The sequence below is a fragment of the Pseudomonas sp. NFPP25 genome (assembly GCF_900116505.1).
Lineage (GTDB): Bacteria > Pseudomonadota > Gammaproteobacteria > Pseudomonadales > Pseudomonadaceae > Aquipseudomonas > Aquipseudomonas protegens.
In genome coordinates, this window is the sequence record NZ_FPBG01000006.1 from 175027 (window position 1) to 189424 (window position 14398).

Consider the following 14398-nt stretch of genomic DNA (forward strand, 5'->3'; position numbering starts at 1 on the left):
ATGCTGCAAGCGGGAAGCTTCGCGCCCCAGGGCAAGAGGCTTCAAGCTTGCGGCTGCAGCTTCTAGCTTGCCGTTAAAAGGAACCTTTTATGACTCAGAAATTCGACGTGGTAGTGATTGGCGCGGGCCCAGGCGGTTATGTCGCCGCAATCAAGGCCGCACAACTCGGTTTCACCACCGCTTGCATCGAGAAGTACACCGATAAAGAGGGCAAGCTGGCCCTCGGTGGTACTTGCCTGAACGTCGGTTGCATTCCTTCCAAGGCGCTGCTGGACAGCTCCTGGAAATTCCACGAAGCCCAGGACGGTTTTGCCATCCACGGTATCAACCACGCTGGCGTGACCATGGACGTACCAGCCATGGTGGGTCGCAAGGCCAACATCGTCAAAGGCCTGACCAGTGGTGTTGCCACCCTGTTCAAAGCCAATGGCGTCACTTCGATCCAGGGCCACGGCAAACTGCTGGCCGGCAAGAAAGTCGAAGTCACCAAGCCTGACGGTTCGGTTGAAGTGATCGAAGCCGAAAACGTGATCCTGGCTCCAGGCTCGCGTCCGATCGACATTCCACCGGCTCCGGTCGACCAGAATGTGATCGTCGATTCCACCGGCGCTCTGGAATTCCAATCCGTACCAAAACGCCTGGGCGTGATCGGCGCTGGCGTCATCGGCCTGGAACTGGGTTCGGTATGGTCGCGCCTGGGTGCGCAAGTGACTGTCCTGGAAGCCCTGGACACCTTCCTGATGGCAGCCGACACCGCTGTTTCCAAGGAAGCGCTGAAAACCCTGACCAAGCAAGGCCTGGACATCAAGTTGGGCGCTCGCGTGACCGGCTCCAAGGTCAACGGCGAAGAAGTCGTGGTCACCTACACCGATGCCAATGGCGAGCAGACCATCACTTTCGACAAGCTGATCGTTGCCGTTGGTCGCCGCCCGGTGACCACCGACCTGCTGGCCGCCGATTGCGGCGTGACCCTCGACGAGCGCGGTTTCGTGCACGTTGACGATCATTGCGCTACCACCGTGCCGGGCGTCTACGCCATCGGTGACGTGGTGCGCGGCATGATGCTGGCTCACAAGGCCTCGGAAGAGGGCATCATGGTTGCCGAGCGCATCAAGGGCCACAAAGCCCAGATGAACTATGACCTGATCCCTTCGGTTATCTATACTCACCCGGAAATTGCATGGGTCGGTAAAACCGAGCAGGCCTTGAAAGCTGAAGGCGTTGAAGTTAACGTCGGCACCTTCCCGTTTGCCGCCAGCGGCCGTGCCATGGCAGCCAACGACACCGGTGGTTTCGTCAAAGTCATCGCCGATGCCAAGACTGACCGCGTATTGGGCGTCCACGTGATTGGCCCAAGCGCTGCGGAACTGGTTCAGCAAGGTGCGATCGGCATGGAATTCGGCACCAGCGCCGAAGACCTGGGCATGATGGTTTTCTCCCATCCGACCCTGTCCGAAGCCCTGCACGAAGCAGCTCTGGCTGTGAATGGCACTGCCATCCACATTGCCAACCGCAAGAAACGCTAAGCAATAATAAGAAACCACGGCGGTTGGCCCGTCGTGAGCCTTGTGCGCAAGACTCACCGCGGAATATCCGCTGGACTCGACCTCTCAGGGTAGCGCCACACACTGGACCGGGGCCCAGGCTCCGGGTTCAGGTGTGGCGCTGGTTTTGAGAGGAGCGGTCACAGGTGGTGCGGCACTCAATCTTGAGCGCAGCGCCGAATGCGCAGTACCTAACGAAGACGGTAAAAAGCATGAATCTTCACGAGTATCAGGGTAAGCAGCTGTTCGCTGAATACGGCCTGCCAGTATCCAAAGGCTACGCGGTAGACACCCCGGAAGAAGCAGCAGAAGCTTGCGACAAAATCGGCGGCTCCGAGTGGGTTGTCAAAGCCCAGGTTCACGCCGGTGGTCGCGGTAAAGCGGGCGGCGTTAAGCTGGTTCGCAGCAAAGAAGACGCTAAGGCATTCGCTCAGCAGTGGTTGGGCAAGCGTCTGGTGACCTATCAGACTGACGCCAATGGCCAGCCTGTCACCAAGATCCTGGTTGAATCGTGCACTGATATCGCTAAAGAGCTGTACCTGGGCGCTGTCGTTGACCGTTCGAGCCGTCGCATCGTGTTCATGGCTTCCACCGAAGGTGGCGTGGACATCGAGAAAATCGCTCACGACACTCCAGAAAAAATTCTCAAGGCCACTATCGATCCACTGGTTGGCGCTCAGCCATTCCAGGGGCGCGAGCTGGCTTTCCAACTGGGTCTGGAAGGCAAGCAAGTTGCCCAGTTCGCCAAGATCTTCGTAGGTCTGGCCAAACTGTTCCAGGATCACGATCTGGCCCTGCTGGAAGTGAACCCGCTGGTGATCAAGGCCGACGGCGATCTGCACTGCCTGGACGCGAAGATCAACATCGACGCCAACGCCATGTACCGTCAGCCTAAGCTGAAAACCTTCCACGATCCGTCCCAGGACGATCCGCGCGAAGCCCACGCTGCCAAGTTCGAACTGAACTACGTAGCGCTGGAAGGCAACATCGGCTGCATGGTCAACGGTGCCGGCCTGGCCATGGGTACCATGGACATCGTCAACCTGCACGGCGGCAAGCCAGCCAACTTCCTCGACGTAGGTGGTGGTGCTACCAAAGAGCGCGTGACCGAAGCCTTCAAGATCATCCTGTCCGACACCAACGTCGCTGCAGTACTGGTCAACATCTTCGGCGGCATCGTTCGCTGCGACATGATTGCCGAAGGCATCATCGGCGCCGTGAAAGAAGTCGGCGTGAAAATCCCGGTTGTTGTTCGCCTTGAAGGCAACAACGCTGAACTGGGCGCTAAAGTACTGGCAGAAAGCGGCTTGAACATCATCGCTGCTACCAGCCTGACCGACGCTGCTCAACAAGTTGTCAAAGCTGCGGAGGGCAAATAATGAGCGTCCTGATCAATAAAGACACCAAAGTTATCTGCCAGGGTATTACCGGTTCGCAAGGTAGTTTCCACACCCAGCAAGCCATCGAATACGGCACCAAGATGGTTGGCGGCGTAACTCCTGGCAAAGGCGGCACCGAGCACCTGGGCCTGCCAGTGTTCAACACCGTGAAAGACGCTGTAGCTGCCACTGGCGCCACCGCCAGCGTGATCTACGTTCCAGCTCCTTTCTGCAAGGACTCGATCCTGGAAGCTGCTTTCGGCGGCATTAAGCTGATCGTCTGCATCACCGAAGGCATTCCTACCCTGGACATGCTGGACGCCAAGGTTAAGTGCGACGAGCTGGGTGTGACCCTGATCGGCCCTAACTGCCCAGGCGTGATCACCCCAGGCGAATGCAAGATCGGCATTATGCCAGGTCACATTCACTTGCCAGGCAAGGTCGGTATCGTTTCCCGTTCCGGCACCCTGACCTACGAAGCTGTTAAGCAGACTACTGACGCCGGTTTCGGTCAGTCCACCTGTGTCGGCATCGGTGGTGACCCGATCCCGGGTTCGAACTTCATCGACATCCTGAAGCTGTTCCAGGAAGACCCGAAGACCGAAGCGATCGTGATGATCGGTGAGATCGGCGGTTCGGCTGAAGAAGAAGCGGCTGCCTACATCAAGGCTCACGTGACCAAGCCGGTTGTTTCCTACATCGCTGGTGTGACTGCTCCTCCGGGCAAGCGCATGGGCCATGCTGGCGCAATCATCTCTGGCGGCAAAGGCACTGCAGACGAGAAATTCGCTGCTCTGCAAGACGCCGGCGTGAAAACCGTGCGTTCGCTGGCAGACATCGGCAAGGCCCTGGCCGAGCTGACCGGTTGGGCTGTCAAGTAAGCCTCGCGCTTAGCTGACGCTTCAACCACAAAGGCCACCTTCGGGTGGCCTTTGTGCTTTCTGCCGTAGGAGACCTGCATCCTGCACAGAGCCTGGGGGAAATATAATTTCAAAAATGCGACATCATTCTGTCGCATATCGGATAGTTCGCCCTGGAACAGTGCGCTTGTCTTACCGATTCTGTAATCTAGCCGCCTCTTTTTGCGTCTGCTGCCCACAAGGTCGCTGCGCGCTAAACGGGTCAGTCTTATACGGACTGGCAGCATTTCCCTCACCCATAAGGGAAATCCCTCTCTAAATTCCGATTCAGTAGTGTGGTATTTCCTTAATGAAAGTGTTGAAAGGCCAGGACATCCTGGCACTCGGCTTTATGACTTTTGCCCTGTTCGTCGGGGCCGGCAACATCATTTTCCCGCCTATCGTCGGCCTGCAGTCCGGACCCCATGTCTGGATGGCGGCGCTGGGCTTCCTGATCACCGCGGTCGGTCTGCCGGTGATCACCGTGGTTGCCCTGGCCAAGGTCGGCGGTGCCATGGACGCGCTGAGCACGCCTATCGGCAAGCTGGCCGGTGGCCTGCTGGCTGCGGTCTGCTACCTGGCGGTAGGCCCGCTGTTCGCCACGCCACGTACCGCTACCGTGTCCTTTGAAGTGGGCCTGGCGCCGTTGACCGGCGAAAGCCCGCTGGCCCTGTTCCTCTACAGTTCGGTGTACTTCCTGCTGGTGTTCTTCATCTCCCTGTACCCGGGCCGGCTGCTGGACACCGTCGGACGCTTCCTGGCGCCGCTGAAGATCATCGCCCTGGCTGTGCTGGGCATTGCGGCCTTTGCCTTGCCCGCCGGCGACATCGGCACTGCCACTCCCGAGTACGTTGCAGCACCGTTCTCCCAGGGCTTCATCAATGGTTACCTGACCATGGATACCCTGGGCGCGCTGGTGTTCGGCATCGTCATCGTCAATGCCATCCGTTCCCGCGGGGTCGAGTCGCCTCGGCTCATTACCCGTTATGCCGTGATCGCCGGCCTGATCGCCGGGGTCGGCCTGGCGCTGGTCTACGTCAGCCTGTTCCGCCTGGGCTCGGGCAGCCATGAAGTGGCCGCCGGTGCCAGCAACGGCGCCGCGGTATTGCACGCCTATGTGCAGCACACCTTCGGTTCCCTGGGCAGCGGTTTCCTCGCGGTGCTGATCTCCCTGGCCTGCCTGGTGACCGCCGTGGGCCTGACCTGCGCCTGCGCCGAGTACTTCAGCCGTGTCCTGCCGCTGTCCTACAAGACGCTGGTGGTGATCCTCGCGGCGTTCTCGCTGCTGGTATCGAACCTGGGCCTGACCAAGCTGATCGCGTTCTCGATCCCGGTGCTGACCGCGATTTACCCGCCGTGCATCGCCCTGGTGGCCCTGAGCTTCTGCAAGGACTTCTGGCAGGACCAGCGCCGTATCGTCGGCCCGGTGATGCTGGTGTCCTTCGTGTTCGGCCTGATCGATGCCCTCAAGGGCGCGGGCCTGGCCGGCTGGATGCCAACCCAGCTGTCGCACTTGCCGCTGAGCGAGCAGGGCCTGGCGTGGCTGGTGCCGTCGGTGATCGTGCTGGTGGTGGCAGTGATCTGCGATCGCCTGCTGGGCAAGCGCAGCGAAGCCCTGGCCTGACCTGAAGTTGATGGCCCGGGGTCGCCACAAGCGGCCCCCGAGCCCCCTAAAAAATGCCCCGCATCGATGGATGCGGGGCATTTTTTATGGGCGTACAGCGGTGTCTTTTTCCCCTGCGGGGCGTCGAAGCAGTGCCCTTTGCTTTTGTCTTCTGCCAACGCCTTACAGGAATTTGCATGTCGTTCGTTCAAGCCAACCTGATCCACCTACTGGCCGCCCTGTGGTTCGTCGTCTGCTGGGGTGGCTATACCCGCTACGCCAGTTGGAAGGGAAGGGACACCGCGTGCCTGGCCAGCGTCCTGCACCTGTATCGCGAGGACTGGATGCGCCGCATGCTGCTGCGGGACAACCGCATCGCCGATGCCAGCGTGATCGGCAACCTGGAGCGCAATGCCTCGTTCTTCGCCTCCAGCACCCTGATCATCCTGGCGGGCATTCTCACCGTGCTGGGCGCCTCGGAGCGTGCAGTGTCGCTATTGGCGGACATTCCCATGGTCCAGCAGGCGTCCCAGGGCATGTCGGAAATCAAGCTGCTGTGCCTGGCGCTGGTGTTCGTCTATGCCTTCTTTACCTTCAGCTGGTGCATGCGCCAGTACAACTTCGCCGCAGTGCTGGTGGGGTCGGCGCCAATGATCGGCGAGCGTCATGTTTCCGAGCAGGAGCGCAAGGCTTTTGCATCGCGAGCGGCTCGGGTAATTTCCATGGCGGCCAACCAGTTCAACTTCGGATTGCGTTCCTATTACTTCGGCATGACCATGCTGGCCTGGTTCGTCAGCCCCTGGTTATTCATGCTGATGAGCGCGGGTGTGGTGTTTGTCCTGTATCGGCGGGAGTTCCACTCCGATGTACTTGAGGTCATGGTCTATACACCGACAGAACAACCTGTGGTCGATAGCCCCAAAGATGCAGCCTGAGCGTTGATGGCTGATCGATTGAACGGTTGAAAGGAGTTGGCCAATGAGCAGTTCGCGTGCCCTGAAGTACCTGTGCCTGGGGTTCTTCCTGTTGTCGGGCTGCAGGGCGCAAACCCTGTATCTGAATGGCGAAGCCCGGGGCAGGGTGGTAGATGCATTGAGCGGCATGCCGATCGCCGGGGCCAAGGGCGCCTTGTGTGGCGCACAGTTCCTGACGGCCGATGACGGGAGCTTCAAAGTCGAAGCGGCAACTGACTGGGAATGGGTCATGTTGCTGGCCGGGCGTTCGCCGCAGGACATCCCGCACCCTTGTTTCATGAGTATCGCGGCAGCGGATTACCAGACCCGCCAATGGCTGGCGCCTTTTACCGCCCACTACGACTTTCCCATCAGGTTGCTGCCCATTTCCAGCCCCTTGCACTATGCACTGGAGTCCCCGGGCAATGAGTCGGTGCCAATGCAGCCGTTGCAGGCAGAGCCCCGCCAGGACGAATTGTTCCTGGGGGCTGGCGGCTGATCTTCAACGCTTAGTTGCTTGCCCGGCAACTAAGCACTGTTGTATTGAGCGACTGTTTTACGAGCAAGAAAAAGCCCGCATTTGGCGGGCTTTGTTCTTTGTTGCGCTAAAACCGACTTAGTTGGTTTTAGGAGCTGCTTCCTTGGCGCTTTCTTCAGCAGCAGCCTTGTTGGATTCAGCCTGATCTTTGGCTGCTTCGGCGTTTTCTTTTGCCGCGTCGTTCACTTTATCCTGAGCTTCGTTCATTTTCTGTTGGGCTTGCTCAGCATGTTGATTGGCATCTTGAGCTTTGTCCTCGGATTTTTTGTCGCAGGCAGCCAGACCGAGGGAAGCGGTCAGCATCAGGGCAATAGCTAAAGTCTTACGCATGGGGTGTTTCTCCTTAGTGAAGATATCTACTGGCCTTTCGATCATGGCCTTGTGATTTAAGTTCCTTGAGACTCACAGATATATTAAGTAGTCATTTCATGGAACTTTTGCCTGCTTCATTCAACGCACATTCCCGACAATAAAAAGAGATAAATCCCATGGCGCAAAACCCTATTTCTGAGCGTGCGGCGCGCTTTCTTTCCGCCTTGCGCCACTGCCAGGTGCTGGGCATCCGGGTACATAGCGCCTCTGAAGAGGGCCTGACCCTGACCTTGCCCTACAGTCCGCAGATTGTCGGCGACCCGCAAACCGGGATCATTCACGGCGGTGCCCTGACCACGCTGATGGACAGCGCCTGTGGCATGGCCACGCTTTGCGTGCTGCCGGAGTTCGAAGTGTGTCCGACCCTGGACCTGCGCATAGACTATATGCATCCGGCGGTCCCTCATCATGACGTGCACGGCTTTGCCCAGTGTTACCGGGTCACCACCGATGTGATCTTTACCCGCGGCTTTGCCTATCAGGATGATCCCGAGCGTCCCGTGGCTCATGTCGTCGGCACTTTCATGCGCATGGGCCGGGGGCTCAAGGGCAGCCGCGGGCTGGCCAGCTCGATCAAGGGGGAGCGGGCATGAGCACGGACCTTCGAGCACTCCTGGAGCAGGCTCGCCAGCAGGGCGATTACACCGCGTTGCTGGAGCAGATCCCCTACGCGAAGCTGATTGGCATCGAGTGCACGCAACTGGGAGATGAACTGCTGTTTCGCCTGCCGGCCAACAAGGACAATATCGGCAACCCTCTGCTTCCAGCCCTGCACGGTGGAGTGATCGCCGGTTTCATGGAACTGGCGGCCGCCTTGCATTTGCTGATTCTCACCGGCTCGCCCGGGGTGCCGAAAATCATCGACTTTTCCCTCGACTACCTCCGCGCCGGGCAGTTTCGCGACACCTTTGCCCGCTGCCAGGTATGCCGGCAGGGCAGAAGGGTGGCCAATGTCGCCATCACCGCCTGGCAGAGCACTGCCGAGGAGTCGATTGCCACCGCTCGCGCACATTTCAAGATCGAAGAGAGCACCGGCCCTTGAAATCCAGCGAGCGACCCCCACTTTCATGTCATCCCGCCGCCCTCCGCTCCCGGAACGCGGCCAATGCCATCTGATTGGAGTTTGATGACCATGAGTGTGGAAACTCAAAAGGAAACCCTGGGCTTCCAGACCGAGGTGAAGCAACTGCTGCACCTCATGATCCATTCGCTTTATTCCAACAAGGAAATCTTCCTTCGCGAATTGATCTCGAACGCCTCTGACGCCGTCGACAAATTGCGCTTCGAAGCCCTGTCCAAGCCCGAGTTGCTGGAAGGTGGCGCCGAACTGAAAATCCGTGTGAGCTTCGACAAGGACGCGAAAACCGTCACCCTCGAAGACAACGGTATCGGCATGAGCCGAGAAGATGTGATCACCCACCTGGGGACCATCGCCAAATCCGGCACCGCCGATTTCATGAAGAACCTCACTGGTGACCAGAAGAAGGATTCGCACCTGATCGGTCAGTTCGGTGTCGGCTTCTACTCCGCCTTTATCGTGGCCGACCAGGTTGAAGTGTTCAGCCGCCGTGCCGGCCTGCCTGCCAGCGAAGGCGTGCACTGGTCGTCCAAGGGCGAAGGCGAGTTCGAAGTTGCGACCATCGACAAGGCCGAGCGCGGTACCCGCATCGTCCTGCACCTGAAATCCGGTGAAGACGAGTTCGCCGATGGCTGGCGCCTGCGCAACATCATCAAGAAGTACTCCGACCACATCGCGCTGCCGATCGAGCTGCCCAAAGAAGCCGCTGCCGCTGAAGGCGAAGAGAAACCTGCGCTGGAGTGGGAAACCGTCAACCGCGCCAGTGCCCTGTGGACCCGTCCGCGTACCGAGATCAAGGACGAGGAATACCAGGAGTTCTACAAGCACATCGCCCATGACTTCGAGAACCCGCTGAGCTGGAGCCACAACAAGGTTGAAGGCAAGCTGGAGTACAGCTCGCTGCTCTACGTACCGGCCCGCGCACCGTTCGACCTGTACCAGCGTGAAGCGCCCAAGGGCCTCAAGCTCTACGTGCAGCGCGTGTTCGTCATGGATCAGGCCGAGTCGTTCCTGCCGCTGTACCTGCGTTTCATCAAGGGCGTGGTGGACTCCAACGACCTGTCGCTGAACGTCTCGCGGGAAATCCTGCAGAAAGACCCGATCATCGACTCGATGAAGTCGGCGCTGACCAAGCGTGTCCTCGACATGCTGGAGAAACTGGCGAAGAACGAACCCGAGCAATACAAGGGCTTCTGGAAGAACTTCGGCCAGGTGATGAAGGAAGGCCCGGCCGAGGACTTCGCCAACAAGGAGAAGATCGCCGGCCTGCTGCGCTTCGCCTCCACCCAGGGCGACGACGGCGAGCAGAATGTCTCCTTGGCCGACTACCTGGCTCGCGCCAAGGAAGGCCAGGACAAGATCTACTTCCTCACCGGCGAATCCTACGCCCAGGTGAAGAACAGCCCGCACCTGGAAGTCTTCCGCAAGAAAGGCATCGAAGTGCTGCTGCTCACCGACCGTATCGACGAGTGGCTGATGAGCTACCTCAACGAGTTCGACGGCAAGAGCTTTGTCGACGTGGCGCGCGGCGACCTGGACCTGGGCAACCTCGACTCCGAAGAGGACAAGAAGGCTGCCGAGGAAGTCGCCAAGACCAAGGAAGGCCTGGTTGAGCGGATCAAGACCGCCCTGGGCGAGAGTGTCAGCGAAGTGCGGGTTTCCCACCGCCTGACCGACTCGCCGGCGATCCTGGCCATTGGCGAGCAGGACCTGGGGCTGCAGATGCGTCAGATCCTTGAAGCCAGCGGGCAGAAGGTTCCGGATTCCAAGCCGATCTTCGAGTTCAACCCGACTCACCCGCTGATCGAGAAACTCGATGGCGAGCAGAGCGAAGAGCGCTTTGGCGACCTGTCGCACATTCTCTTCGATCAGGCGGCCCTGGCGGCCGGTGACAGCTTGAAGGATCCGGCGGCCTATGTGCGCCGGCTGAACAAGCTGCTGGTGGAGCTGTCGGTTTAACCACGTTGCAAGAAAAACCCGCTTCGGCGGGTTTTTTCATTCTGGTGTCCCCCTACTGGAGAAGATGAGTCATGAGTCAAATCACAGTGCGTTCCGTGGTCTATCAGATCGATGGCCAGCCCTATGAAGGCCGCCTGGCCTTCGATGCCGCCCATAAAGCTGCGCGTCCGGGGTTGCTGATGGCGCCGAACTGGATGGGTGTCAGCGCCGGCGCGGAGAAGATCGCCGAGGCGGTGGCGGCCAAGGGTTATGTGGTGCTGATCGCCGATCTGTATGGCCAGTCGCTGCGCCCCGGCGATGCGAGCCAGGCCGGTGCCGCGATGATGCCGCTCAAGGATGATCGGGCGTTGTTGCGCAAGCGCATGCAGGCGGCCTTTGCGGCCTTGCAGAGCCAGGGCGAAGCCGCGGTGGACACCTCCAGGCTGGCCACCTTCGGCTTCTGCTTTGGCGGCTGCTGCGCCCTGGAACTGGCCCGCAGTGGCGCGCCGGTGAAGGCGGCGGTGTCGTTCCACGGCACCCTGGACACCCCCAACCCTGCCGATGCCAACAACATCAAGGGTTCGGTACTGGTACTGCACGGCGCGGCGGACCCGTTCGTGGCCAAGGAGCAACTGCCGGCCTTCGAAGCGGAAATGGACGCCGCGGGAGTGGACTGGCAACTGGTCAGCTACGGTGGCGCGGTGCATTCCTTCACCGACACCCACGCCAACCTGCCGGGCAAGATGATGTACGACGCCAAGACCTCGGCCCGGGCCTTCGCCACCATGCATTACCTGCTGGACGAAGTCTTTAGCGGCTGACCCACCGACCCTGATCCCGTAGGAGCTGGCTTGCCAGCGAAGGCGTCAGTGAGAGCAACGCCAGACTCACGGGCCTGTTCGCCGGCAAACCGGCCCCTACCGATCAGTGGCGGGCGGGTGGCAATTCGATGCGCTCGCTTTCTCCCGGCACCTGCGGCCAGTCCCCGGCGGCCCAGCGTCTGCGAGCTTCATCGATCAACAGTGGATCGCTGGCGACGAAGTTCCAGTTGATCCGCCGCGGGCCGTCCAGGGCGGCGCCGCCGATCAGCACCGCATGGCAATCGCTCTCGGCGAACAGCGTGGCGTTCTCCCCCTCTGGCAATACCACCAGCGAGTGCACGGGTAATGGCTCGCCGTCCAGTTGTACCTCGCCCTCCAGTACATACAGCGCACGCTGTTGATGCTCGGTGGGAATCAGCAGGCTGGTGGCGGTCTGCAGCCGCAGCTCGGCATACAGGGTGGGGGAGAGCACCGGCACCGGCGACTGCAGGCAGAAACCGCTGCCGGCAATCATCCGAATGCTCACCCCCAGGTTGTCGCTCACCGGCAGGCTGCTGGCCGGGTGATAGCTGTAGTGCCCCGGGCCCTGCTCCTGTTCTTTGGGCGAGGCCAGCCAGACCTGCAGGCCGTGCATGGCAAACCCCTGGGCCTGCAAGGGCGCTGGCGTGCGCTCGACATGGGCGATGGCGCTGCCGGCGGTCATCCAGCTGACGTCCCCGGCGCCCACGATCTGGTCGGAGCCCAGGCTGTCCTTGTGCTGGATCTGCCCGGCGAACAGGTAGGTCAGGGTGGAGAGGCCGATATGCGGATGCTGGCGGATATTCATGCCTTTGCCCGGCGGGTAGCGGGTTTCCAGCATGTGGTCGAAGAACACGAAAGGCCCGACACTGCGGCACTGGGCCGAAGGCAGGGGGCGCAGGATGGGTTGGCCTTCAACGTCCTCGGCACGGGGACGGATCACGAGGGGGGAGTTCATGGCGGATTCCAGGCTGATCGGGTTATGCCCGGGAGCATAACCCGCTTGTGCCCGCCTTGCCGCTACTGGCTGAAGGCACCTTCGGAGAGGTGGGTCTCGATGCTGACTTCGCTGGTGGTCATCAGCTTGTGGATCGGGCAACGGTCGGCCACCCGGTGCAGCTCATCACGCTGGGCATCGGTGAGCACGCCCTTGAGGGTCAGCTTCACATGCAGGGCGTACTTGCCTTTCTGCTCTTCGCTGTTGTCGTGCTTGATCTCCACGGTGACCCCGGTCAGCGGGATGTTCTTCTTCTGCGCGTAGAGCTTGAGGGTCAGGGCCTTGCAGGCGCCCAGGGCGGCATCGAAGTAGTCATGGGGCTCGGGGGCGGTGCCTTCGCCACCGGCGGACTTGGGCAGGTCGGTGAACAACTGGTGGTCGTCGACCTGGATGCTGTGGCGGAAACCTTCGCTGGACTCGGTATTGACGGTGATGGTCATGGCAAACCTCAGGCAGTGATGAATAAGGATCAGGCTGTAAGGGTGCTGAAGTTATAGAGCATATCGAAGCGTGGGCGTTCCCCTTTTTCTGAACCTGCGGCTCGGCGTCGCGGTCTACCCTGCTTCGATCCATGGGAGGCGGCGCGGTGCACTGGAACCCTGTTCAAGCAAGCTGTTTGTGGGCGCTGCTGATGCTGCCGCTGGCGGTGGCCCAGGCGCGTGACTATGTGTACAGCGACGCGCACCTGCATTACGTGGACTTCTTCCAGGAAACCGCGGGCATGGAAGCCTTGCTCAAGGCCATGGATGACAACCGCATCGAGCAGGTGATGATTGCCGGGATTCCGGTGGCCAAGAAATGGCACGAGGATGAGCCCAAGCGCCCGCGCTACTACGCCGGGGACGATGCCGCGGCCTACTGGTACAGCGCCACCGACGTGCTGGTGGCCGCCGCGGTGAAAAAGCTGCCGGCCGAGCAGCGTCGGCGCTTTCATCCGTTCCTTTCGGGGTTCAACCCCAACGACAAGAATTCCGCGGCGCATATCCAGCGCATGCTCGATCTCGACCCGGGGCTGTGGCAGGGCATCGGCGAGGTCTTCACCCGGCACGACGATCTCACCGCGCTGACCGCCGGCGACACGCCGCGGGCCAATAACGAGGCGATGACCAAGGTCTATCACCTGGCGGCCGAGAACGACCTGCCGGTCATGCTGCACTCCAACATCACCTCCAAGCGCGAGCGCAATCCGCTGTACCTGGCGGAAATCGAAGAGCCGCTGCGCAATCACCCCCATACGCGTTTTATCTGGGCCCATGCCGGCACCAGTGCCGAGATCCATCGTCACCAGACCCGGCTGGAGTTCCTGCTGCCGACCCTGACGCGGCTGCTGGAGAGCTACCCCAACCTCTACATCGACCTGTCCTGGAGCCTGCTCACGCCCTATCTGCTGGATAAGCAGGGCAACCCCGACCCGGCCTGGCTGCAGCTGGTGGAGCGCTTCCCGGAGCGCTTCATGCTGGGTTCGGACGTGGTCGGGCGCTTCAACAAGCTGGGGAGCGAGCTGCGGGGGTTCGATGGCTTTCTTGACGCCTTGCCGCAGGAGGTGGCACGCAAGGTGGCCCATGACAATTTCCTCGCCATCCTTCCCGCCAACCATCGTCCCTAGCAGGCGCCAGACTGTCATCAGCTTGTCATGCCTGCTTCATAAGCTCGCGCCATCTCAATCAAGGAGCGCGATATGCACCTCACTCGTTTAAGCGCATTGGCGGCGCTGATGATCTTCAGTGGCCTGGCCAGCGCCGAAGTCCGTGTCGAAGGGCCGGTGGAATACGGCGTGTTCGAAGGTCCCAAGGCCGAGCTGCAATCGGGGGAGCGGGTGCTGCGCCGCAGCAACGAGAAGATCCAGCAGACCTCCGTGGTGCCCGCCAGGCTGGGGACCAAGTTCGGCATGCGTTACCAGTTGCTGGGCAAGGTGGCCGAAGATCAGCCCCTGACTCTTCTTTACCTGACGCCGGGCATCCGTACGCCGGACGGGGTACGCCATGACAAGTTCGAAATCACTCAGAAACTGGTGCCCAACGCTCCCCAGGACGTGATGGCCTACGAGTTCACCGAAAGCCATGAGGTGGTCCTGGGCGAGTGGCGTTTCATGGTCTTCCAGGGCGACCGATTGTTGGCAGAACAGCGATTTTCTGTGCGCTGAATCGTTTTACGCCCAAGTATTGGAGTGCTAGGGCGTTTTGATATCACGTTTTTGTCTTACGCAATTTTCCAATGGCCCGATACCGTCTAAGAGCACCCTGCTGCAAGTTCTTGCA

The 14398-nt window shown here is 60.5% G+C and carries 15 protein-coding genes; 12 read left to right on the forward strand and 3 right to left on the reverse strand.

Features of this window, described 5'->3' with window-relative positions; translation table 11 throughout:
• Positions 1-89: 89 nt before the first annotated feature.
• From lpdA to BM382_RS23925, 6 genes are all read left to right on the forward strand, one after another.
• The gene (gene lpdA, locus BM382_RS23900; RefSeq protein WP_011060054.1) at positions 90-1526 is read left to right on the forward strand and encodes a dihydrolipoyl dehydrogenase; all 1437 of its coding nucleotides are present in this window, start codon (positions 90-92) and stop codon (positions 1524-1526) included.
• Between the two features lie 230 nt (positions 1527-1756).
• Positions 1757-2923: an ADP-forming succinate--CoA ligase subunit beta gene (gene sucC / locus BM382_RS23905; RefSeq protein WP_009047768.1), complete on the forward strand. Its 1167-nt coding sequence runs from the start codon at positions 1757-1759 to the stop codon at positions 2921-2923.
• Complete coding sequence (gene sucD, locus BM382_RS23910; RefSeq protein WP_003223019.1) at positions 2923-3804, forward strand: succinate--CoA ligase subunit alpha; 882 nt, start codon at positions 2923-2925, stop codon at positions 3802-3804. The genes sucC and sucD overlap by 1 nt, the downstream gene beginning before the upstream one ends.
• Positions 3805-4132: 328 nt before the next feature.
• Positions 4133-5446, forward strand: a complete 1314-nt coding sequence (gene brnQ / locus BM382_RS23915) for a branched-chain amino acid transport system II carrier protein (protein WP_011060055.1) — start codon at positions 4133-4135, stop codon at positions 5444-5446.
• Positions 5447-5622: 176 nt separating this feature from the next.
• Entirely contained in the window at positions 5623-6360 is a 738-nt protein-coding gene (locus tag BM382_RS23920; RefSeq protein WP_011060056.1) for a DUF599 domain-containing protein, read from the forward strand.
• A gap of 43 nt (positions 6361-6403) precedes the next feature.
• Positions 6404-6877 (forward strand): lipoprotein, encoded by a 474-nt coding sequence (locus tag BM382_RS23925; RefSeq protein ID WP_011060057.1) that lies wholly within the window; start codon positions 6404-6406, stop codon positions 6875-6877.
• Between the two features lie 117 nt (positions 6878-6994).
• Here BM382_RS23925 and BM382_RS23930 read toward each other — a convergent pair whose 3' ends face one another.
• The gene (locus tag BM382_RS23930) at positions 6995-7246 is read right to left on the reverse strand and encodes a hypothetical protein (RefSeq protein ID WP_011060058.1); all 252 of its coding nucleotides are present in this window, start codon (positions 7244-7246) and stop codon (positions 6995-6997) included.
• Between the two features lie 158 nt (positions 7247-7404).
• Here BM382_RS23930 and BM382_RS23935 point away from each other — a divergent pair, with 158 nt between their 5' ends.
• The 4 genes from BM382_RS23935 (at position 7405) to BM382_RS23950 (ending at position 11125) form a co-directional block, all read left to right on the forward strand.
• On the forward strand, positions 7405-7881 hold the full coding sequence (locus tag BM382_RS23935; RefSeq protein WP_015634669.1) for a PaaI family thioesterase: 477 nt from the start codon (positions 7405-7407) through the stop codon (positions 7879-7881).
• Positions 7878-8330: a PaaI family thioesterase gene (locus BM382_RS23940; RefSeq protein WP_015634670.1), complete on the forward strand. Its 453-nt coding sequence runs from the start codon at positions 7878-7880 to the stop codon at positions 8328-8330. Before BM382_RS23935 ends, BM382_RS23940 begins: the two co-directional genes overlap by 4 nt.
• Positions 8331-8420: 90 nt before the next feature.
• A complete protein-coding gene (htpG, locus tag BM382_RS23945; RefSeq protein ID WP_011060059.1) occupies positions 8421-10325 on the forward strand; it encodes a molecular chaperone HtpG in 1905 nt (634 codons plus the stop codon).
• 71 nt (positions 10326-10396) lie between these two features.
• Positions 10397-11125, forward strand: a complete 729-nt coding sequence (locus tag BM382_RS23950; protein WP_015634672.1) for a dienelactone hydrolase family protein — start codon at positions 10397-10399, stop codon at positions 11123-11125.
• Positions 11126-11228: 103 nt separating this feature from the next.
• On the opposite strand, the gene BM382_RS23955 is transcribed toward BM382_RS23950, so the two are convergent.
• Entirely contained in the window at positions 11229-12101 is an 873-nt protein-coding gene (locus BM382_RS23955; protein WP_072444201.1) for a pirin family protein, read from the reverse strand.
• Positions 12102-12163: 62 nt separating this feature from the next.
• Entirely contained in the window at positions 12164-12580 is a 417-nt protein-coding gene (locus tag BM382_RS23960) for an OsmC family protein (protein WP_011060062.1), read from the reverse strand.
• Positions 12581-12711: 131 nt separating this feature from the next.
• On the opposite strand from BM382_RS23960, the gene BM382_RS23965 reads away from it, so the two are divergent.
• Together BM382_RS23965 and BM382_RS23970 are read left to right on the forward strand one after the other, a co-directional pair.
• Entirely contained in the window at positions 12712-13746 is a 1035-nt protein-coding gene (locus BM382_RS23965; protein WP_020424215.1) for an amidohydrolase family protein, read from the forward strand.
• Positions 13747-13818: 72 nt separating this feature from the next.
• On the forward strand, positions 13819-14283 hold the full coding sequence (locus BM382_RS23970) for a DUF3859 domain-containing protein (protein WP_053149800.1): 465 nt from the start codon (positions 13819-13821) through the stop codon (positions 14281-14283).
• Positions 14284-14398 lie beyond the last annotated feature (115 nt).